Origin of the sequence: Bradyrhizobium sp. CCBAU 45394 (genome assembly GCF_028128655.1) — a bacterium.
In the GTDB taxonomy this organism is placed as follows: Bacteria; Pseudomonadota; Alphaproteobacteria; order Rhizobiales; family Xanthobacteraceae; genus Bradyrhizobium; species Bradyrhizobium diazoefficiens.
Window position 1 is genome coordinate 138078 of sequence record NZ_LBIX01000009.1, and the last position, 19894, is coordinate 157971.

Annotated in this window: 18 protein-coding genes; 9 read left to right on the plus strand and 9 right to left on the minus strand. The window is 65.8% G+C overall.

Translation table 11 applies throughout. The features are described 5' to 3' along the window. Positions 1-3 precede the first annotated feature (3 nt). From lon to WN73_RS06785, 3 genes are all read right to left on the minus strand, one after another. The gene (lon, locus tag WN73_RS06775) at positions 4-2394 is read right to left on the minus strand and encodes an endopeptidase La (protein WP_271552142.1); all 2391 of its coding nucleotides are present in this window, start codon (positions 2392-2394) and stop codon (positions 4-6) included. An 8-nt stretch (positions 2395-2402) separates the two neighbouring features. Continuing rightward, positions 2403-2786, minus strand: a complete 384-nt coding sequence (locus WN73_RS06780; RefSeq protein ID WP_011088914.1) for an Hsp20/alpha crystallin family protein — start codon at positions 2784-2786, stop codon at positions 2403-2405. Positions 2787-2974: 188 nt separating this feature from the next. Next, positions 2975-3544: a YciE/YciF ferroxidase family protein gene (locus WN73_RS06785; RefSeq protein ID WP_097532440.1), complete on the minus strand. Its 570-nt coding sequence runs from the start codon at positions 3542-3544 to the stop codon at positions 2975-2977. Positions 3545-3688: 144 nt separating this feature from the next. Between WN73_RS06785 and WN73_RS06790 the strand changes: the two genes are divergently transcribed. From WN73_RS06790 to WN73_RS06800, 3 genes are all read left to right on the plus strand, one after another. Then, positions 3689-4315: a MarC family protein gene (locus WN73_RS06790; RefSeq protein WP_271552143.1), complete on the plus strand. Its 627-nt coding sequence runs from the start codon at positions 3689-3691 to the stop codon at positions 4313-4315. A 169-nt stretch (positions 4316-4484) separates the two neighbouring features. Next, a complete protein-coding gene (locus WN73_RS06795) occupies positions 4485-5138 on the plus strand; it encodes a class II aldolase/adducin family protein (RefSeq protein ID WP_271552144.1) in 654 nt (217 codons plus the stop codon). 12 nt (positions 5139-5150) lie between these two features. After that, complete coding sequence (locus WN73_RS06800; protein ID WP_011088910.1) at positions 5151-6938, plus strand: chloride channel protein; 1788 nt, start codon at positions 5151-5153, stop codon at positions 6936-6938. An 89-nt stretch (positions 6939-7027) separates the two neighbouring features. On the opposite strand, the gene WN73_RS06805 is transcribed toward WN73_RS06800, so the two are convergent. Then, the gene (locus tag WN73_RS06805; protein ID WP_027546509.1) at positions 7028-7276 is read right to left on the minus strand and encodes a DUF2798 domain-containing protein; all 249 of its coding nucleotides are present in this window, start codon (positions 7274-7276) and stop codon (positions 7028-7030) included. Between the two features lie 302 nt (positions 7277-7578). Between WN73_RS06805 and WN73_RS06810 the strand changes: the two genes are divergently transcribed. Further along, a complete protein-coding gene (locus tag WN73_RS06810; RefSeq protein ID WP_311995895.1) occupies positions 7579-8019 on the plus strand; it encodes a hypothetical protein in 441 nt (146 codons plus the stop codon). 1148 nt (positions 8020-9167) lie between these two features. Here WN73_RS06810 and WN73_RS06815 read toward each other — a convergent pair. Then, positions 9168-9605, minus strand: a complete 438-nt coding sequence (locus WN73_RS06815; protein ID WP_231166552.1) for a hypothetical protein — start codon at positions 9603-9605, stop codon at positions 9168-9170. A gap of 2 nt (positions 9606-9607) precedes the next feature. Between WN73_RS06815 and WN73_RS06820 the strand changes: the two genes are divergently transcribed. From WN73_RS06820 to uraD, 4 genes are all read left to right on the plus strand, one after another. Then, entirely contained in the window at positions 9608-9886 is a 279-nt protein-coding gene (locus tag WN73_RS06820; RefSeq protein ID WP_179883794.1) for a hypothetical protein, read from the plus strand. Between the two features lie 91 nt (positions 9887-9977). Continuing rightward, positions 9978-10391 (plus strand): DUF3830 family protein, encoded by a 414-nt coding sequence (locus tag WN73_RS06825; RefSeq protein ID WP_028174396.1) that lies wholly within the window; start codon positions 9978-9980, stop codon positions 10389-10391. Next, positions 10392-11327 (plus strand): allantoinase PuuE, encoded by a 936-nt coding sequence (gene puuE, locus WN73_RS06830; protein ID WP_011088905.1) that lies wholly within the window; start codon positions 10392-10394, stop codon positions 11325-11327. Between the two features lie 7 nt (positions 11328-11334). Continuing rightward, complete coding sequence (gene uraD, locus WN73_RS06835; protein ID WP_182872236.1) at positions 11335-12222, plus strand: 2-oxo-4-hydroxy-4-carboxy-5-ureidoimidazoline decarboxylase; 888 nt, start codon at positions 11335-11337, stop codon at positions 12220-12222. Here the strand turns inward: uraD and WN73_RS06840 are convergent, their stop codons facing one another. Genes WN73_RS06840 through WN73_RS06850 form a run of 3 tightly spaced genes read right to left on the minus strand, consistent with a single transcriptional unit; the run spans position 12223 to position 17190 of the window. Continuing rightward, positions 12223-13620, minus strand: a complete 1398-nt coding sequence (locus WN73_RS06840) for a nucleobase:cation symporter-2 family protein (protein ID WP_271552145.1) — start codon at positions 13618-13620, stop codon at positions 12223-12225. 22 nt (positions 13621-13642) lie between these two features. Further along, positions 13643-16366: a molybdopterin-dependent oxidoreductase gene (locus WN73_RS06845; protein ID WP_271552146.1), complete on the minus strand. Its 2724-nt coding sequence runs from the start codon at positions 16364-16366 to the stop codon at positions 13643-13645. After that, complete coding sequence (locus WN73_RS06850) at positions 16363-17190, minus strand: FAD binding domain-containing protein (protein WP_060908378.1); 828 nt, start codon at positions 17188-17190, stop codon at positions 16363-16365. The genes WN73_RS06845 and WN73_RS06850 overlap by 4 nt, the downstream gene beginning before the upstream one ends. Positions 17191-17343: 153 nt before the next feature. Between WN73_RS06850 and WN73_RS06855 the strand changes: the two genes are divergently transcribed. After that, entirely contained in the window at positions 17344-18693 is a 1350-nt protein-coding gene (locus WN73_RS06855) for an 8-oxoguanine deaminase (RefSeq protein ID WP_271552147.1), read from the plus strand. 106 nt (positions 18694-18799) lie between these two features. On the opposite strand, the gene WN73_RS06860 is transcribed toward WN73_RS06855, so the two are convergent. Next, positions 18800-19876, minus strand: a complete 1077-nt coding sequence (locus WN73_RS06860; RefSeq protein WP_028174403.1) for a BMP family ABC transporter substrate-binding protein — start codon at positions 19874-19876, stop codon at positions 18800-18802. Between the last annotated feature and the right edge of the window lie 18 nt (positions 19877-19894).

The following is a 19894-nucleotide window of genomic DNA, read 5'->3' on the forward strand; positions in this document are numbered from 1 at the left end:
CATTCACTCCGCCGCTTCGACCTTGGCCTCGGTCGGCTCGAGCGCTGCGGCGATGGCCTCGTCGACGCGCTCCAGCCAGATGAATTCGAGGTTGTCCCGCGCGCTCTTCGGGATGTCGTCGTAGTCCCGCTTGTTGCGCGCCGGCAGCATCACCCGCTTCAAGCCGGCGGCGGCCGCGGCCACCACCTTCTCCTTGATGCCGCCGACCGGCAGCACCAGGCCGCGCAGCGAGATCTCGCCGGTCATCGCGGTGTCGCTGCGCACCGTGCGATTGGTGAGCAGTGACGTCAGCGCCGTGTACATCGCGACCCCCGCGCTCGGTCCGTCCTTCGGGGTTGCGCCCGCCGGGACGTGAACGTGGATGTCGCTTTTCTCGAACAGCTGCGGATCGATGCCGAGCTGGCTGGCTCTGCTCTTCACCAGCGTCATCGCCGCCTGCACGCTCTCGCGCATGACGTCGCCGAGCTGGCCGGTCAGGATCATCCCGCCGCGGCCCGGCACGCGCGAGGCCTCGATGAACAGGATGTCGCCGCCGACCGGCGTCCAGGCAAGGCCGGTGGCTACGCCCGGGATGCTGGTGCGTTGCGCGATCTCGCCTTCGAAGCGCGGCTGGCCGAGCACGGTGGCGATGTCCTTCACCGTCACAACGACCTTCGCAGCCGAGCCTTCGGCGACCTGCACCGCAGCATGGCGGAACACCTTGCCGATCTCGCGCTCGAGGTTACGCACGCCGGCCTCGCGGGTGTAGCCCTTGACGATCAGCTTCAGCGCGTCCGGCTCGATCTCGGCCTGCTCGGCCGTCAGGCCGTTGGCCTCGAGCTGCCGCCGCACCAGATAGCGCTTCGCGATCTCCAGCTTCTCGTCCTCGGTGTAACCGGCGAGGCTGATCAGCTCCATGCGGTCCAGCAGCGGACCCGGAATCTGGTCCAGCATGTTGGCGGTCGCGATGAAGACAACGCGCGACAGGTCGAAGGGCACGCCCAGGTAATTGTCCCGGAATGTCCCGTTCTGCTCGGGGTCGAGCACCTCCAGCATGGCGGCGGAAGGATCGCCCTGCACCCCACGGCCCATCTTGTCGATCTCGTCCAGCATCATGACGCAATTCCGGCTACCGGCCTTCTTGATGCCCTGGATGATGTTGCCGGGCAGCGCGCCGATATAGGTGCGCCGGTGACCGCGGATCTCGGCCTCGTCATGCACGCCGCCGAGGCTGACGCGCACGAAAGGGCGATCCATCGCGCGTGCGATGGACTGGCCGAGCGAGGTCTTGCCGACGCCGGGCGGGCCGACGAAGCACAGGATCGGCGCCTTGCCCTGCGGGGCGAGCTTGCGCACCGCCAGATATTCGATGATCCGGCTCTTGATCTTCTCCAGGCCGAAATGATCGGCATCCAGGATGCGGCGCGCCTCCTTGATGTCGATCGGCTTCTCCGCGGGCAGCGCCCAGGGCAGCTCGATCAGCCAGTCGAGGTAGGTGCGGACCATGCCGGCTTCGCCGGCGGCCTCGGGCATGCGCTCGTAGCGGCGCAGCTCCTTTTTGGCGTGCGCCTCGGCCTCCGGCGGCATCTTGGCCTGGGCGATGGCAGCGTTCAGCTCGGCGACCTCGGCCGCCTTGCCGTCGCCTTCGCCGAGCTGGCGCTGGATGGTCGCCATCTGCTCGCGCAGGATCGCCTCGCGCTGCCGCTCGTCGAAGCTGGCGCGGGTCTTCTGGCCGATCTCGTTGGAGATGCGCAGCACCTCCAGCCGCTCCGCCAGGTGCTTCGACACCTTCTCGACCCGCAAGGAGAGGTCGATGGTCTCCAGCACTTCCTGCTTGTCCTGCGGCTTGATGTCCATGAACGACGTCGCCAGGTCCGCCAGCGCGCCGGGCGCGGTGGTGCTCTGGAACATCGCGACCAGCTCGGGCGGCGCCTGCGGCAGCAGCTCGATCGCCTCGATCGCCTGGCGCTGCAAATTCAGCGCGCGCGCCTCGATCTCGGGCGAGGTCGTGGTCGGCTCCGGAATCTGCTGGATCCGCGCGGCCGGGAACGGCGTCCCCGGCAGGAAGTCGAGGATGCGCGCGCGCTGCACGCCCTGGCAGACGATGTGGTGGGTGCCGTCGGGCGCGGTGATGTAGCGCACGATGTTGGCGATGGTCGCGACCCGATAGAGATCGTCCGGCCCCGGCTCTTCGGTCTCCGGGCTGCGTTGCAGGACGATGCCGACCGGCCGCTGCTCGCGCAGCGCCTGCTGCGCGGCGGCGACGGACTTCGGCCGCGCGATCGCGATCGGCGCGATGGCGCCGGGAAACAGCACCATCTCGCGCACGGGGATGATGATCAGTGCGTCGTCGGGGATCTTCACGTCGGACTCGGTGGAATTGGTCTGTGCGTTATTCATCTGTTCGGTGGCCATGATCGACCTCAGGATTTGGCGAGGCGCAGCGCGACGCAGCCGTCCATCACGAAGCGGCTGATGGCGTAGCGGCCAAGGGGCAATGCAATGCGGCGCTCAAAACGCCCCTGCGGCAGCTCGAGCCGGTGGATGCGGGCGTTGCGAAGCTCCGGCGGAAGGGTGCGCTGGCCGGAGATGACGAGCGCGCCGTCATGGATCACCGTCTCGACATTGTCGGGATTGACGCCGGGAAGCGCGACCAGGATCAAAAGCTCATGCTCGGTTTCGAGCACGTCGATCGGCGGCTCCCAGCAGGCTTCCTGGCGGCCGAACTGCTGCCGCAGCCGTTCGGCGCGGGTCAGCGAGTCCAGGGCTTCGGACAGCATCCAGTCGAGGGGATTTTTGGGTTGCATGGCAAAACTCGGGGAAGGCGCTGCGGTTGGAAAACGAGGATATGGGGACGGTTCCCCAAAATTCCAGCATCGCGCGTTTGGAGCATGCCTGTCCCCTCGAACCCGAGGAGGCCCTTGCAATCAGTCGCTGCGACGCCGCGGAGATGTTCCGCGGCGTCGTAGGCAACAGTTGGGCCGGGGCGCGCCGATCAGGCGGCGGCGCGGTATTCTTCTTCCGCTTCGAGGTTGATCACGGAGGTGGCGAGCTCGGTCAGGGTGTGATCGGTCGCCTCTTCCTCATCGAGCGTCGCCTGGAGCAGCCTGGCGGCGTCCGGCATGCCGAGCTCCTCGGCCCAGGTGCGCAGCGTGCCGTAGCGGGAGATCTCGTAGTGCTCGACGGCTTGCGCCGCGGCGAGCAGGCCGGCGTCGAGGGCGGGGGCGTTCTTGAAATCCTTCATGATCCCGGCGCCCTCGTCGGTGATGCCGTTGATCGCCTCGCAGGGCTTGCCGCGCGCGGGCTTGCCCAGCATCTTGAAGATCTGGTCAAGGCGTTTGACCTGGCCCTGCGTCTCGCGCAGATGCTTGTTGAAGGCGGCGGACAGCTGCTTGGAGTGAGCCGCCTTCGCCATCTTCGGCAGCGTCTTGATGATCTTGTTCTCGGCGTAATAGATGTCCTTCAGCGTCTCCAGAAACAGGTCGCTCAACATCTTCGGCGCCTGACGCGGGCGGCGCGCCGCGGACTTTTTCGCGTTCGCACGTTTCTTTGCTCGTTTGGCCATAAATCCTCCTCTTGAGGCGACACGGGAAGGCGAGGCCCTCCTCAATCCTCGCGCGACCAAGACTCTGCGAGGGCAAATGTTCCTCGCGAAGGCCGCGTCGAGCCGTTATGGATTGCGGCCCCACCTCGCGCGAGACCCAGCCGCATGCTCGACTTCGCCCTGTCCGCCTTCGTGACGCTGCTGCTGGTGGTCGATCCCGTCGGCCTTGCGCCGGCCTTCCTGGCCGCGACCGGGGGCATGCCCGACACGGTCAAGCGCACGATCGCGCTGCGCGCGCCGCTGATCGCCGCCTCGATCCTGGTGGTGATCGCGCTGGTCGGAAACTGGCTGTTGCGCCAGCTCGGGATCGGCATCCCCGCGTTCCAGATCGCCGGCGGGCTGCTGCTGTTCGGCGTCTCCTACCAGATGATCTTCGGCGACCGCCCGCATCGCGAGGCCCGCGAGGCCGACAAGGCGACCTCGGAGCACGCGTCCGATGTCGCGGTGTTTCCGCTGGCGATCCCCATGATGGCCGGTCCCGGTGCGATTGCGACCACATTGCTGTTGACGGGCGATGCCGGCTACGGGGCGCGGCTCGCGATCATCATCGCGGTCGTCCTCTCGGTGTGCCTGCTCTGCATCCTGTGCTTTCTGTCCGCGAGCCTGATCGCCCGCACCCTCGGGCGCACCGGAAATGCCGTGCTTTCGCGCGTGCTCGGCATGCTGCTCGCCGCCTATTCCGTGCAGTTCGTGATCAACGGCATCGCGGCCGTCCGGGCGAGCCTGCCGTAGGGTTGCGACGATCCGTTAATCCGTTGATTTCACGGTCTATTTCGTGCCGCGCCGGACCGGCCGGCGAGACGACAGGCGGTCCGGTCGCTTTCGCTTGCGCTGCCATATTGCTTTGACGTACTTCCGGTCTGACAAACGCCCATCGCCAAGAAGTCGAGATGAAATCGGGATGTCGATGACCGTGGACGAGCTCGCCAAGAGACAGGCCATCATCGACGCCTGCCGCCGCATGAATGCGCTCGGCATCAACCAGGGCACATCAGGCAATATCAGCGTCCGGCATGTGGACGGGCTGCTGGTCACGCCGACCAGCGTGCCCTATGAGGCCATGACGCCGGACCAGATCGTGTTCATGGCGATGGACGGCTCGCACGCGCCCGATCAGAAGCCGTCCAGCGAGTGGCGCTTCCACCGCGACATCCTGAAGGCCCGGCCCGACGTCGGCGCCGTGGTCCATGCCCATCCGACCTATTGCACCATCCTGGCGATCATGGGCATGGAGATCCCGCCGGTGCACTACATGATTGCGGCCGCAGGCGGCGACAGCATCCGCTGCGCGTCCTATGCCACGTTCGGAACGGAGGAACTGTCCGAACATGCGGTGCGGGCGCTGGAGGGGCGGCTTGCCTGCCTGCTCGACCATCACGGCATGATCGCGATCGGCAAGACGCTGGACAAGGCGATGTGGCTCGCTGTCGAGGTCGAGACCCTGGCGCGGCAATATCACGGCTGCCTCCAGATCGGGAAACCGCCGCTGCTCTCTAGCGCTGAGATCGAACGCGTGCGCCAGCGCATGTCCGGCTACGGCATGTCGGAAGGGTAGGGCGGGCAGAAGGTGTTCGTGCGGATCAGACATCTCGCCGATCGCAAGGGATCGAACCGCCTCATGGTTCGCCTGCGCGCGCTCTTGCGCAGCAACGAGTTCTACCTGATCCCGCTCGCACTGGTGATCGGCACGCTGGCCGGCGCCATCGTGACGCTGATGGCCGAGATCGCGCAGATTGCCCATATGGTCATCTACGGCATTCCCGTCGACGTCCGCCTGTCGGCCAACGCCAGGGTCAGCCCCTGGGCGGCGCTGATCGCGCCTGCGCTCGGCGGATTGGCGCTCGGCATCATGGAATGGTCGCGGCGGCGGATGAAGATCTCCAGCGCGGTCGACCCGATCGAGGCCAATGCGCTGCGCGGCGGCAATCTGTCGATGCGCGACAGCCTGGTGGTGTCGAGCCAGACGCTGATCTCCAACGGCTGCGGCGCCTCGGTCGGCCTCGAGGCCGGCTATACGCAGATCGGCTCCGGCATCGCCTCGCTGCTCGGCAAGTTCTTCAATCTGCGCCGCAACGATCTGCGCCTGATGGTCGGCTGCGGTGCGGCCGCCGCGATCGCCGCGGCGTTCGGCGCGCCGATCACCGGCGCCTTCTACGCCTGCGAGCTGATCGTCGGCGTCTATTCGGTCGGCAGCGCCGCCCCGATCCTGGCGGCCTCGCTCGCAGGTGCGCTGACCGCGCAATGGCTCGGCGGCGCGCCGTATTCGCTGGAGATACCGAAGGTCAGCGCCGTCGGCGTCGAGCAGTACCTGGCACTGATCGGTCTCGCCCTCATCACCAGCGGCGTCGGCATCGCCGTGATGCGCTCCTCGCCGATGTTCGAGCGCCTGTTCGCCTGGCTGCCGGTCTGGCTGCGTCCGGTGATGGGCGGCCTCGTCGTCGGCGGCTTTGCCATCGTCACGCCGCAGGTGCTGGCGGCCGGCCACGGCGCCATGGTGCTCGATCTCTTTCACGACATGACGATCGGCCTGATCGCGCTGATCATCGCCCTGAAGGTGACGGCCTGCCTGATCTCGCTCGCCTCGGGCTTCCGCGGCGGCCTGTTCTTCGCTTCGCTGTTCGTCGGCAGCCTGATCGGAAAGTTCTTCTCCGCGGTGCTGTTGCTGATCAGTCCGAACTTCGTGATCGATCCGCTGGTGGCGATGCTGACGGGCATGGCGACGCTCGGCGTCGCCATCGTCGGCGGTCCCCTGACGATGTCGTTCCTCGTGCTCGAGATGACCCGCAATGTCGACGTCACCGCCGTGGTGCTGGCCGGCTGCATCGTCACCTCGATCTGCGTCCGCTTCATGTTCGGCCACTCCTTCTCGACCTGGCGTCTGCATCTGCGCGGCGAGACCATCCGCAGCGCCAACGACGTCGGCTGGCTGCGCAACCTGACAGTCGAGCGGCTGATGCGCTCCGACGTCGGCAAGGTGCCGTCGACCACGACGATCGCCGCCGTACGCCGCGAATTCGTGCTGGGTTCGCGGCCGGGAGTCGTCATCGTCAACAATGCTGACGAGTATATCGGCCTCGTCCTGCTGCCCGATCTGTTCTCCAGCGACCTCGACACCATCGCCGACGACATCCAGGTGATCGAGCTCGCCCGCCTGATCGACATCGTGCTGATCCCGGAAATGAACGTGAAGTCGGCGATGGCGGTGTTCGACGAGGCGGAAGCCGAGATGCTGGCGGTGGTCGATTCCACCGACAGCCGCAAGGTGGTCGGCTTCCTCACCGAGAATTTCGCCCGCCGCCGCTATGTCGAGGAGATCGACAAGGCCACGCGCGGCGTGCTCGGGGCGCTGTCGTAAAGCGGGATGAGATCGGAGTGAATCGTCATCGCGCTTCACGTTGGTGTTTGAGCGTGATCTTTCGGAAGGCCGCTAGGCGCGTTTCCGGATCATTGCGATGGAGACGCGACCACGCAGGCCACGATCCGGCGGACCAGTGGCAGCACCATCAGCAGCGTTGGAAAGGCGACAAGCCATGACAGCGCCCAGGCGCCGGGCCAGGTCGCGAGGAAGGCCGGCGTTGCGCCGAGGCTTCGAAGCGTCGAAATGACCGACACCACGGCTGTCATGAGGATGGACAGCACAAAGGGCATCACGATCGGCGCATAGCGCGCCGGCAGTTTGCGAACCGCAATCATCTGATTTCTCTTAGGGAAAAAGACGCGTCAGTCACGTTGAACCCTGCAAATGGCATCGATCCCGACGGCGTCGGTTGATGCGTTGGTTCACGTGAACGCTTACGGCGACCGCAAAACGGCGCGGCTGTTCATTATCCGCTCAGGTTGAGTGGTTCAAGCTGGATCTGGTCAGTCGGTTTACAATCGTTCAAAGCGTGGCAAATTGCCGCGATCATGAAACGATTTCAGTGGTTTGCGCGTTATAGGTCGTTTGCACGTGTCTCTTTGGGCGAGAAATGAGGAAGATTAAGATGATTGGACCTATGACTTCAGCAGCCAGCCGCAATACGGTGCTGGCCGCGTTCGCAAGCCTCGCCCTGGTTGCGGCCTCCGCGACGCCGTCCGCGGCAGTCTCGTCCGGGACTCCTTCCAAGGCGGCCGTCGCTGGCCAGGCTGTGTCCGACGCCACCGATTTCAGCGCGGCCAAGCGCCGTTACTATCGCCGCGGACCGAATGCTGCAGCCCTCGCCATCATGGGCGCGGCGACCGGCCTGGCCATCGGCGCGATCGCCGAAAGCCGGCGCCGCGACTACTACGAAGATCGTTATTATTACGATCGGGGCCCAGGCTACTACGGTGGTCCAGCCTATTACGGCGGTTCCAACTATTACCGGGGGCCGAACCGTCCTCCGGGCCCATACATCCCTGGGGGCTATTGTGCCGGTGGAGGCCCCTCGGCCATCTGCGGCAATTACGACCATTGAGTTCGGACGCGGCTGTCGGGCCGGACAGCTTCGCAGGTATTGCCATGGGGTGGGTTAGCGAAAGCGTAACCCACCCCTTTTTGCCGCTCCGCAGTCACGCAAAGACCCCGGATGTCGCTTCCGCCTTCGCTCTTCGAGCTACGGCGGACAAGTCGCTCATCCGGGCCACCGAGACCGGGGTGTGTCGCTCGGCTGTCAATCCGATCTCGCGAAAATATTCCACTTTGCCGAAATTCGGATTTATCGTATGTGTCGCCCATCCCGGCTCATCCTTGAGGGGCGATCATGAGGTCGTCATTTTCGCGAGCCGGGCTTGCGGTGGACGCGGCAGCGTCGGGCGCGAGTGGCCAGGGGCAGGGCGGATTGCCCTCCGTGAGCCCTGAGGTGTCGCGCGGACGAACGGCGCTGTCAGGTTCGTCTCGCCTGTAAGTTTCCGGCTCCGTCGACAGGGCTGGGAAAACTGCGGCGAACAAGCGAACCGCACGTACGGCAAAACCGTGTGGTCCTGGCCGTCGTTGCTACGGTCAAGCTCTTGCGAATGCGGCAGTCGCGTCAACCGGCGCGGTGCCGGTGAATTTCGCGAAAGTGAGGGAGGCCAGAACGAACTCGGCTCCCGGGAGAGCACGGCATAAGCCGTCCAACCACTGCGCAGGGAAGGCCGAGTGATTGGCTACACCTGTATGCTGCTGTGCGGTTTACCTGCGTGTGCTTTCGCGCAGCAGACCGCGGGTGCCAGCCGGCACCCGGCCTTCCCTGCGCCCTCTTGGCTCAAGAGGAGAGAGTTGAAGCAAAGCTCGGGCGAAACGCGCCGCGAGAACGGGAAGGCGTGTCTATTGCTCAAGATGCTGAAATTGATGATCCAGACGAAACTCTATGACCGTCACCCTGAGGTGCGCGCTCTGCGACGCAACCGCGCCGCTGAGCAAGCCTCGAAGGGCGACGGCCCGGCTGCATCCTCGGCCGTTCATCCTTCGAGGCTCCGCTCGCGATGCTTTGCATCGCAAGCCTCGCGCCTCAGGATGACGGAATTGCTAGCGTCGTCGTTGCGAGTTGGAATCAGCGCTGAAGATCTGACGCGCACTGGATGAAACTCGCAAGGGCGCCTCGCAATGACGACGTTGCAGCAGTTGTGCACTACGCTTCCAGCATCACCGTCCCGCGGGCGCCGACATGGCGCCGTTGGCGTAGCGCGACCAGTCGGGCTGCGTCGGCTGCGACGGCCAGAGCGCGGCGTTGGAGTTGCGCACCGACTGGGTGATGGGGACGGGGTGCGCCTTGCGGCCGTGGTGGCGATCGCTGGCTGCGGCGGTCTGGATGGTGGCGGCGGCAATCAGCGTTGCGCTGAGAATGGCGAAGGTCTTCTGCATCGTTGTTTCTCCCGCGACGACGCTCCGGCTGTGAGACATGTTTTCGTCGTCGCGGCTGACATAGCGATGCGCCCCTTCAGATATCAGCGGCGCCGCCTTCACGATGGAGCGAGCAAATTTTTTGGTCCCGGCTAAATATTCGGCAATCGCCCGGTTGGGCCCGATGGACTTGCCCCCGGCAATCCGGTTGAATGGGGCGAATTGGTTTTCAGGCGACAACGATGTCGAAATATCTGCTGGTCCTTCTCCTGATCGCCTCGCCGGCCGCGGCGCAGGTCAAGCTCACGCCGAAGAGTTCGGCGGCGCATCCGGACCCCTGCGCGCCGATCGGGCGGACCGCGGACGGCAAGCTGGTCTACTCGATGAAATGCGAGAACCTTCCCGCACCGCCTCCACCCCCGCCGCAGGCGGAACTCAAGGAGGCGCCGCCGCCTGCCGCCGAGCCCGAGCCGGAGACGCGGCGGAGCGGCATTTTCGGCTGGTCCTACGACCGCAGGTGAGGGGCCGCGCCCCTTGCGCGGAGCCCGATGGAATGCTCTTTGCTTGAAAATTCCCCGTGGGGCCTTCAGGCTCCCGATCCAGAGAGATGAGATGAGAAAACTCGTTATCCGCGCCGGCGACTACACCTTCGATGCCCGTTTCGAGGAGCAGGCGGCGCCCAAGACCGTTGCCGCGTTCCGCAAGGCGATGCCGTTCGAAAGCCACATCATCCATGTGCGCTGGAGCGGCGAAGCGGTGTGGATGCCGCTCGGCGACCTCGATTTCGGCGTCGGCTATGAGAACCACACCAGCTATCCCGCGCCGGGCCAGATCATCCTCTATCCCGGCGGCATCAGCGAGACCGAGATCCTGATGGCCTATGGCGGTGTGAGCTTCGCGAGCAAGATGGGTCAGCTCGCCGGCAATCACTTCATCACGGTGACCTCGGGGCTGGAGAATCTGGCGACGCTGGGCAAGAGCGTGCTGTGGAAGGGCGCGCTGCCGATCCGCTTCGAGGAAGTCTGAGTGACTGATACCCGCTACCCGCGCGATCTCCGCGGCTACGGCCGCAACCCGCCGCATCCGCAATGGCCGGGCAACGCGCGGGTCGCGGTGCAGTTCGTCGTCAATTTCGAGGAAGGCGGCGAGAACAACATCCTGCACGGCGACCGCGCCTCGGAAGCCTTCCTGTCCGACGTGCTCGGCGCGCAGCCCTGGCCGGGCCAGCGCCACGCCAATATTGAATCGATGTTCGAGTATGGTTCGCGCGCCGGTTTCTGGCGGCTGTGGCGGATGTTCGATGAGCGAAAGTGGCCGACCACCGTGTTCGGCGTCGCCACCGCGCTGAAGCGGAATCCGGAAATCGTCGCCGCGATGAAGGAGTCCGGCTGGGACATCGCCAGCCACAGCCTGAAATGGATCGAGCACAAGGACATGACCGAGGCGCAGGAGCGCGCCGAGATCGCCGAGTCGATCCGCGTCCACCTCGAGGCGACGGGGTCGCGGCCGCTCGGCTGGTACACCGGGCGCTCCTCGATCAACACCAACCGCCTCCTGATGGAGGAGGGCGGCTTCCTCTATCTCTGCGACTCCTATGCCGATGATCTGCCCTATTGGGTCAAGGGCGCCAGAGGCAAGCAGCTCATCATTCCCTATACGTTGGACGCCAACGACATGCGGTTCATCAACCCGCAGGGCTTTGCCGAAGGCGAGCAGTTCTACACCTATCTGAAGGACGCCTTCGACGTGCTCTACGCCGAAGGTGAGACCGCGCCGAAGATGATGTCGGTCGGCCTGCACTGCCGTCTCGCCGGCCGGCCCGGCCGCGCCGCGGGGCTGATCCGCTTCCTGGATTATATCGGCAAGCACGAACGCGTCTGGGTGCCGACGCGGCTCCAGATCGCGCAGCACTGGCACGACAAGCACGCGCATCTTGCTGCCGACGCCTTCGAGATCGGGTGAAGGTGTGATGTTGCAAACCTCGCTCGCCGATCTCAACGCCGCCGACAAAGCCGACTTCGTCGCGGCCCTCGCCAATGTCGTCGAATATTCGCCGTGGATTGCGGAGAAGCTCGCCGGGCAGCGGCCATTCACCGGCATCACCCAGTTGCACGCCGCGCTGATGGCAGCGATCCAGAGCGCCGAACCCGACGTGCAGCTGGCGCTGATCCGGGCGCATCCCGACCTCGCCAACAAGACCCAGCGCGCCGCGGGCCTGACGGCGGAATCGACCGATGAGCAGAACAGCGCCGGGCTCGACCGGCTGTCGGACGCCGAATATGCCGCGTTCGAGCGCGTCAACAACGCGTACCGTGAAAAGTTCGGCTTCCCCTACATCGTCTGCGTGCGCCGCCATACCAGGGATTCCGTGCTGGCCGACTTCGAGACGCGGCTACTCAATATTGCCAAGACCGAGACGCGACGTGCGATCGAGGAGATTGGCCGCATCTCGGCGCTGCGGCTCGACCAGCTCGTCGTTGCCGACGACAAGCTCAAGGTGCACGGCCGGCTCTCGACGCATGTGCTGGACAATCACGCCGGCAAGCCCGCGCCAGGCATCCCGGTGGAGCTGATCGAGCTTGCGAGTCTCGGCGAGAGCCGCGTCATCGCGCGCACCGTCACCAATGCGGATGGGCGTACCGATCAGCCGTTGATCGGCGGCCGTCCGCTTCCGATCGGCCGCTACGAGCTTCGCTTCCGCGTCGCCAGATATTACGCCGAGCGCAACGTGCCGCTGTCGGAGCCGCCGTTCCTCGACGAGATCCCATTGCGCTTTGCGATCAGCGAGCCGGAAAATCACTACCACGTGCCGCTGCTGGTCACGCCCTGGAGCTACGCGACCTATCGCGGCAGCTAGCTAAACATGTTGTGCGGATGACGCGACTGCCGCTGCATCCGCCTCGGCCGCAGCGCCGCCGCCCAAGCCGTTGAAGAAGGCGTTGAGCAGTACCGAGACCACCGCACAAAGCAAAATGCCGGACTCCAGCAGCGGCTGTAGATCATGAGGCAGGTTCCGGAAGAACCCGGGCGCGGCGAGCGGGATCAGGCCGAAGCCGATCGAGATCGCGACGATGAAGAGATTGTAGCGGTTGGTGCGGAAATCGACCGAGGTGAGGATGCGCGCGCCTGTTGCCGCGACCATGCCGAACATGACGAGGCCCGCGCCGCCGAGCACGACCAGCGGCACCGCCTCGACCAGCGCCGCGAGCTTCGGCAACAGTCCGAGCCCGAGCATGATGCAGCCGCCCGTCACCGTCACCCAGCGCGAGCGCACGCCGGTGACGGAGACGAGGCCGACATTCTGCGAGAACGAGGTGTAGGGAAAGGTGTTGAAGATGCCGCCGAGCAGCGTGCCGACGCCGTCGGCGCGCAGGCCCCGGCTCAGGGCTTCGCGGTCGACCGCCTTGCCAGTGATGTCGCCGAGCGCGAGGAACATGCCGAGCGACTCGATCATCACCACGATCATGACGACACACATGGTGACAACGGGCACGAGGTGGAATTGCGGCATGCCGAAGCGGAACGGGATCACCAGCGCGCCCCAGGAGGCAGCACTGACCTTGTCGAAATGCATCACGCCCAGAATGGTCGCGAGCACGGCGCCAGCGACGATGCCGAGCAGCACGGAGACGTTGGCGAGGAAGCCGGTGCCCCATTTGATCAGGCCGAGGATGAAAAGCAGCACGAACAGCGAAATGCCGAGCCCCTGCAATTGCCCATAGGCCGGATTGGGAAAGCTGCCTGCAACGCCGTCGACGACCTTCGTCAAGGTCGACAGGCCGCCGCCGGCCCAGTTGATCCCGACCCGCATCAAGGAGATGCCGATGACGAGAATGATGCTGCCGGTGACGACCGGCGGAAACAGCGGCAGCAGCCGGCTGACGAAGGGTGCGGCGACGATGCCGAACAGGCCGGCGGCGATGACGGAGCCGTAGATGCCGAGCAGGCCGATATCGGGCGCGGCGGCCATCGAGAGCATCGGCCCGACCGAAGCAAACGTCACGCCCATCATCACGGGCAGGCGGATGCCGACGCCGGGGAAGCCGAGGCATTGCACCAGCGTCGCAAGCCCGCAGGCGAACAGGTCGGCGCTGATCAGGAAGGCGACGTCCTCCGGCGGCAGCTTCAGCGCGCGTCCGATGATCAGCGGCACCGCGACCGCGCCGGCATACATCACCAGCACATGCTGGAGCCCGAGCGCGAGCAGGCGCGGGACCGGCAGGACTTCGTCGACGGGATGGACCTCGCTGCTCACGAATGAATCCCCCAAAATAGGACTAACCAAATTTATCGTGCAGCGCCGGAAACAGCCGGTCCGGCTTGAACGGTGGTGCGGTGAAGCGGATGCCGGTGGCGTCTGCAATCGCGTTGCCGAGCGCCGCGGCGACCGGATTGTACGGACTCTCGCTCATCGACTTCGCGCCCAAGGGGCCGATGGTGTCGGAGGTCTCGGCGAAGAAGACTTCGGTGCGCGGCACGTCCGCGAAGGAGGGCAGGTGGTAGTCGCGGAATTTGGCGTTGGTGACGCGGCCGTCCGCGTCGATCACCATCTCCTCGTAGAGCGCAGCACCAAGCGCCTGCGCGACGCCGCCCTCGACCTGGCCGCGGCACTGCATGGGATTGGCGACGACGCCGGCGTCGGCGGCCTGCACGCTTCTGAGAATCTTGAGCTCGCCGGTGCCCTTGTTCACCGCCACGCGAAAGCCCTGCACGTTGAAGCCGACCGAGCGCGGCGTGCCGCCGGAATTGCCTTGTGCTGCGAGCGGCTGGCCGCGTTCGCGCGCAAGCTTCGCAAGCTCCACAAAGGACATGCGCCTGACGCCGCTCACGACGAACTCGTCCTCGAGCGCGCAGCTTCCGACATCGCAAAGCCAGGCGCCGGCCGCGGCCGCCCTCAAGTCCGTGGCAAGCTGCATGGCGGCTGCATGCGTCGCCTTGCCGGCGACGAAGGTGCCCGCGCTGCCATAGGCGCCGGTGTCGTGGCCGCCATGGGCGGTGTCGGACTGGCGCAGGCGAATCCTGTCGACGGTGGTCGCCAGCGTCGTCGCCGCGATCTGGCGGTGGACCGTGCTGGTGCCGTTGCCGAACTCGGCGGTGCCGACGGTGAGATCGAAGCCGCCGTCGTCGTTGAGCGCGATCATGGCGTCCGCGATGTGGCCGGCGGGCGGCACGGTGTCGATCATGGTCAGCGCGATGCCATCGCCGATCAGCCATTCCGGCGACAGCTCCGGCCGCGGGCCATCCGCCTGCATCGCGCGCTCGACGAGATCGAGGCACTGGTCGAGCCCGTAGGAGCCATAGAGCACGTCGTGAAATTCGGATGGCGGCGGCGACAGCATGGGGTCGCCTGGCTTGACGATGTTGCGCCGGCGCATGTCGTAGGGGCTGATGCCGAGCTGCCCGGCCAGCTCGTCGATTGCGGCCTCGATCGCGATCAGCGTCTGCGGCAGGCCATAGCCGCGAAACGCGCCCGATGGCACCGTGTTGGTGTAGACGGCGTAGCCGTCGACCCGCTTGTTCGGACAATTGTAGACGGCGATGGACTCGGACAGCGAGTGGAACATCACCGGGCCGGCGTGATTGCCGTAGGCGCCGGTGTTGGAGAGCACGTCGAGCTGGAGTGCGGTGAGCTTGCCGTCGGCATCGGCACCGGCCTTGATGTGGACCCGCATCGGATGCCGCGTCGACGTCGCGATGAATTGCTCCTCGCGGGTGAGCTCCAGCTTCACGGGGCGTCCGGTCTTCAGCGCGGCGAGCGCAAGGATATCCTCGACGAACATCTCCTGCTTGCCGCCAAATCCGCCGCCGACGCGCTCGCAGAACACGCGGACCTTGTCCATGGGCAGCTGGAAGATGTCGGACAGCGCGCGCCGGGTCAGGAACGGCACCTGCGTCGAGGTGCGGACGTTGAGCACGCCGGAGGCGTCGAGCCAGGCGAGGCCGCCATGGGTCTCCAGCGCGGCGTGCTGCACGCGATGGCTGTGGAAGGTGGCTTCGTAGGTGACGGCGGATGTGGCGAGTGCTGCTGCGACATCGCCGAACTCGCCATGGGTCTCAGCCGCAAGGTTGCGCCTGGCGTCGGCGACGCGGTTCTCGGTGGTGCGGTCGGGATGAATGATGGGTGCGCCGGGCGCCATCGCCTGCTCTGGATCGATCAGCGCAGGCAGGACCTCGTAAGTGACCTTGAGCCTCCGGCAGGCTTCCTCGGCGGCGCCTTCGCTTTCGGCGACGACGGCCGCGACCTTCTGGCCGATGAAGCGCACGACGTCGTCGAGGATGCGGGTGTCCTCGGGGTCCATCCAGTCCTTCTCGTGCCGCGCGGTCGAGATCAGCACCGATGGCGCGTCCTCATGCGTCAGCACCGCATGCACGCCGGGAACGCTGAGCGCCGCAGACTTGTCGATCGCGGTGATTCTGGCGTGCGCGTGAGGCGAGCGGAGCAGCTTGATGTGCAGCAGGCCGTCAATCTGCGTGTCGAACGTGTAGCGTGCCTTGCCGCGCACGACATCGGGACCTGCTGGCGCCGGAAGGCTGCGGCCGAAGGCGGCGCCGGCCTCGACGCTCTCCTCGACGTTGATCTTGCCGAGCAGCGCGTCCTCGATCGCGCGATAGCCGGTGCAGCGGCAGATATTGCCTTTCAGCGCGGCGCCGAGATCGGTGCGCTGCGCCTGGTTCAGCGAGGCGCAGGTCAGGATCATGCCGGCGGTGCAGAAGCCGCATTGAAAGCCCTGCGCATCGAGGAAGGCCTGCTGCATCGGATGCGCGCCGTGGTCGCCGCCGAGGCCCTCGATCGTGGTCACAGTGCGCCCCTCGGCGCGGAACGCCGGGATCAGGCAGCTGTGCACCGGCTCGCCGTCGAGCAGCACGGTGCAGGCGCCGCAATCGCCGGCGTCGCAGCCCTTCTTGACGCCGAAATGACCGAGCTCGCGCAGGAACGTGCGGAGGCACTGGCCGGCGCGCGGCTCCTGCGGAAACGTCTTGCCGTTGATCTCGAAGCTCATGACGGCGTTGCCCCCAGGAGTTCGCCGCGAATCTCTTCGGCGAGCCGCAGCGTCATGTGCTTGCGCCAGAGCGGCTTGCCGTGGATGTCGGTGTGGTAGAGGTCATCGGTGATCTGCTGCACGATCGCGTCGCGAACCGCGCTCGCGTCCGGGGCTTTGTGAAAGGTGAGGCGGATCGGCCGCACCGTCGATGCGGTGACTGTCAGCGCCAGCGTGCCGTCGCTATCGAGGCTGCCGATCAGGAGTGCCGCTGAGCGGCCGACCGGGGCGAGCGAGATCTGGCGAAACGCCGTACGGCGCTTCAGCGCGGCAATCGGGATATCGATCTGCCGCAGCAGGTCTCCCGGCGTCAGGCGATTGCGCTGGTTGCCGGTGACGAAGTCGATGACGGGAATCTTCTGTTCGCCGCCGCCAGCCTTCCAGATCGTGCAGACGCCGTCGAGCGCTGATGTGAGCGAGATCATCGGTCCCGCCGGCAGCGACATGCAGAGATTGCCGCCGACGGTCGCGGTCTTCCAGATCTTGAACGAAGCGAGGAACGCGCGGCAGCACTGGCTGATCAGCGGCGCTGCGAGCCAGTCGGCCGGGCAGGCGAGTCCGTCGATCTGCGCGACGGTGCAAGTGGCGGCGATGCCGAGATGGCTCTCGGTGATCGTCAGCGCCGGCCATTTCAGATCGGTGAGATCGATCAGGCGCGTCAGCTGCGCTTGCGGCTCCGAGAACAGCCAGGTGCCGCCTGCGAGCCAAGCATCGCCTGGCGTCCAAACGGGCAGCTGCGCGCGCGTTTGCGGATGGGCTACGGCTGTGATGGTATTCAAGTCCATGGCTGCGCCAGCGCTTGCATCGAGTGATTTGTACCGAGAGAAAGTCTTGCAAGACCAGAGCCAAGTCGCAACAAGAAGTCGCAGCGGGAACGCGATTGGGCTGGCCTCCGCCTTGCAGGTCTGCCGTCAGCGGATGTGGGGAGAAACAGGATCATGAGCGACGCAAAGCCGATCTGGATCAGGGACCCCCTGGCCATCCTCGCCGACGGCGCCGGGCGCGGGATCGTGGTGAAGGATGGCCGGATCGTCGAGCTCGTGCCGGCCGGCGGCGTGCCTGCGACGGCGGATGTCGCGGTGTTCGACGCGAGCGAACACGTCGTGCTGCCGGGCCTTATCAACACGCATCATCATTTCTACCAGACGCTGACGCGGGCGCTGCCGGCGGCGATGGACCGCGAGCTGTTTCCCTGGCTCCGGGCGCTCTATCCGGTGTGGGCGAGGATGACGCCGGAATCGCTGGAGCTCGGTGTGACCGTGGCGATGTCCGAGCTGCTGCTGTCGGGCTGCACCACCACGACCGATCATCACTACGTGTTCCCGGCGGGGCTCGAGGAGTCCGTCGATATCGAGGTCGGAGTCGCAAAACGGCTCGGCGTGCGCGTGCTGCTGACGCGCGGCTCGATGAACCTGTCGCAGCGCGACGGCGGCCTGCCACCGGACAGCGTCGTGCAGGACGAGGACACGATCCTCGCCGACAGCGCACGCGTCGTCGCGAAACATCACCAGCGCGGTGCGGATGCGATGGTGCAGATCGCACTGGCGCCTTGCTCGCCGTTCTCGGTGACGACCTCCCTGATGCGCGCGACCGCCGATCTCGCCGACAAGCTCGACGTGCGCCAGCACACCCATCTCGCCGAGACCGAGGACGAGAACAAATTCTGCCAGCAGATGTATGGCTGCCGTCCGCTCGACTATCTCGAGCAATGCGGCTGGCTCAACGCGCGGACCTGGCTCGCCCACGGCATCTTTTTCAACGCCGACGAGATCAAGCGGCTCGGCAAGGCCAGGACGACCATCAGCCATTGCGCCTGTAGCAACCAGCTTCTGGCGTCCGGCTGCTGTCCGGTCTGCGAGATGGAGGATGCCGGTGTCGGGGTCGGCATCGGCGTCGACGGCTCGGCCTCGAACGACGGGTCGAATCTGATGCAGGAGGTGCGGGCCGCGTTCCTGCTGCAACGGGCGCGCTACGGGGTGACGAAGGTCAGCCACAAGGATGCGCTGCGCTGGGCCACCAAGGGCTCGGCGGCCTGTGTCGGTCGGCCGGAACTCGGCGAGATTGCCGTGGGCAAGGCGGCCGATCTGGCGCTGTTCAGGCTCGACGAGCTGCGTTTCTCCGGCCATGGCGATCCCCTGGCCGCGCTGGTGCTGTGCGGGGCGCACCGGGCCGACCGGGTCATGGTGGCAGGACAATGGGCCGTGATCGACGGCGCGATTCCGGGACTGGATGTCGCCGATCTCATCCGCCGCCACAGTTCCGCGGCGCGGGCGATGCAGGCGGGATAGGGGCGGACTAAAAAGAGGGGGCAACCACAAGTGCCGGGTGCTTGTGGCTACCCCCTCCGAACCTCCTCCGGGAGGAGCAGGTGGTCCAGGCAATGCAAGAAGCGTGCTACTTGCCCGGCAGCTTGTCGTCGATGCCCTTGACGTAGAAATTCATGCCAAGGATCTGGCCGTCAGCGAGATTGGCGCCGCCCTTGCACTCGACCTCCTTGCCGTCCTGCCCAACGATCGGGCATTTGAACGGATGCAGCTTGCCGGCGGTGATCGCGGCCTGGGCATCCTCGGCCATCTTCTTCACGTCGTCGGGCATGTTGGTGTAGGGCGCCATCGCGAACATGTGGCTGTCGAGGCCGCCCCAGGTGTCCTCGGACTTCCAGGTGCCGGCCAGCTCGGCCTTGACGCGCTCGATGTAGTAGGGGCCCCAGGTGTCGAGGATCGAGGTCAGCTGGGTCTTGGGCCCGAACTTGATCATCTCGGAATCCTGGCCGAAGGCGAGCTTGCCGCGTTCGCTGGCGATCTGCATTGCCGCCGGCGAGTCGGTGTGCTGCATGATCACGTCGGCGCCCTGGTCGATCAGCGCCTTGGCGGCGTCGGCTTCCTTGCCCGGGTCGAACCAGGTGTTGGCCCAGATGATCTTGACCTTGATGTTCGGATTGATGGTCTGCGCCGCGAGGATCGTCGCGTTGATGCCGGAGACGACCTCGGGAATCGGGAACGAGCCGATATAGCCGAGCACGCCCGACTTCGACATCTTGGCCGCGATCAGGCCCTGGATGTAGCGGCCCTGGTACCATTTGGCCGAATAGGTCGACATGTTCTTGTCGCGCTTGTAGCCGGTGGCGTGCTCGAAATGCACGTTCGGATACTTCTTGGCGACCTTCAGCGTCGGGTCCATGTAGCCGAACGAGGTGGTGAAGATCAGCTTGTTGCCGGCGCGGACGAGTTGCTCGATGGCGCGCTCGGCGTCGGGACCTTCAGGGACGTTCTCGAGCGTCGTGGTCTCGATCTTGTCGCCCAGTTCCTTCACCAGCGCCAGGCGTCCTTGTTCGTGCTGGTAGGTCCAGCCGAGGTCGCCCACCGGGCCGAGGTAAATGAAGCCGACTTTCAGCTTGTCGGCGGCGGAGGCGGCACTGACGCTTCCGGCAAGCAGAAGCCCGGCAGCCAGCGCAAGAAGTGATTTTCTCATCATCAATCTCCAGATAGT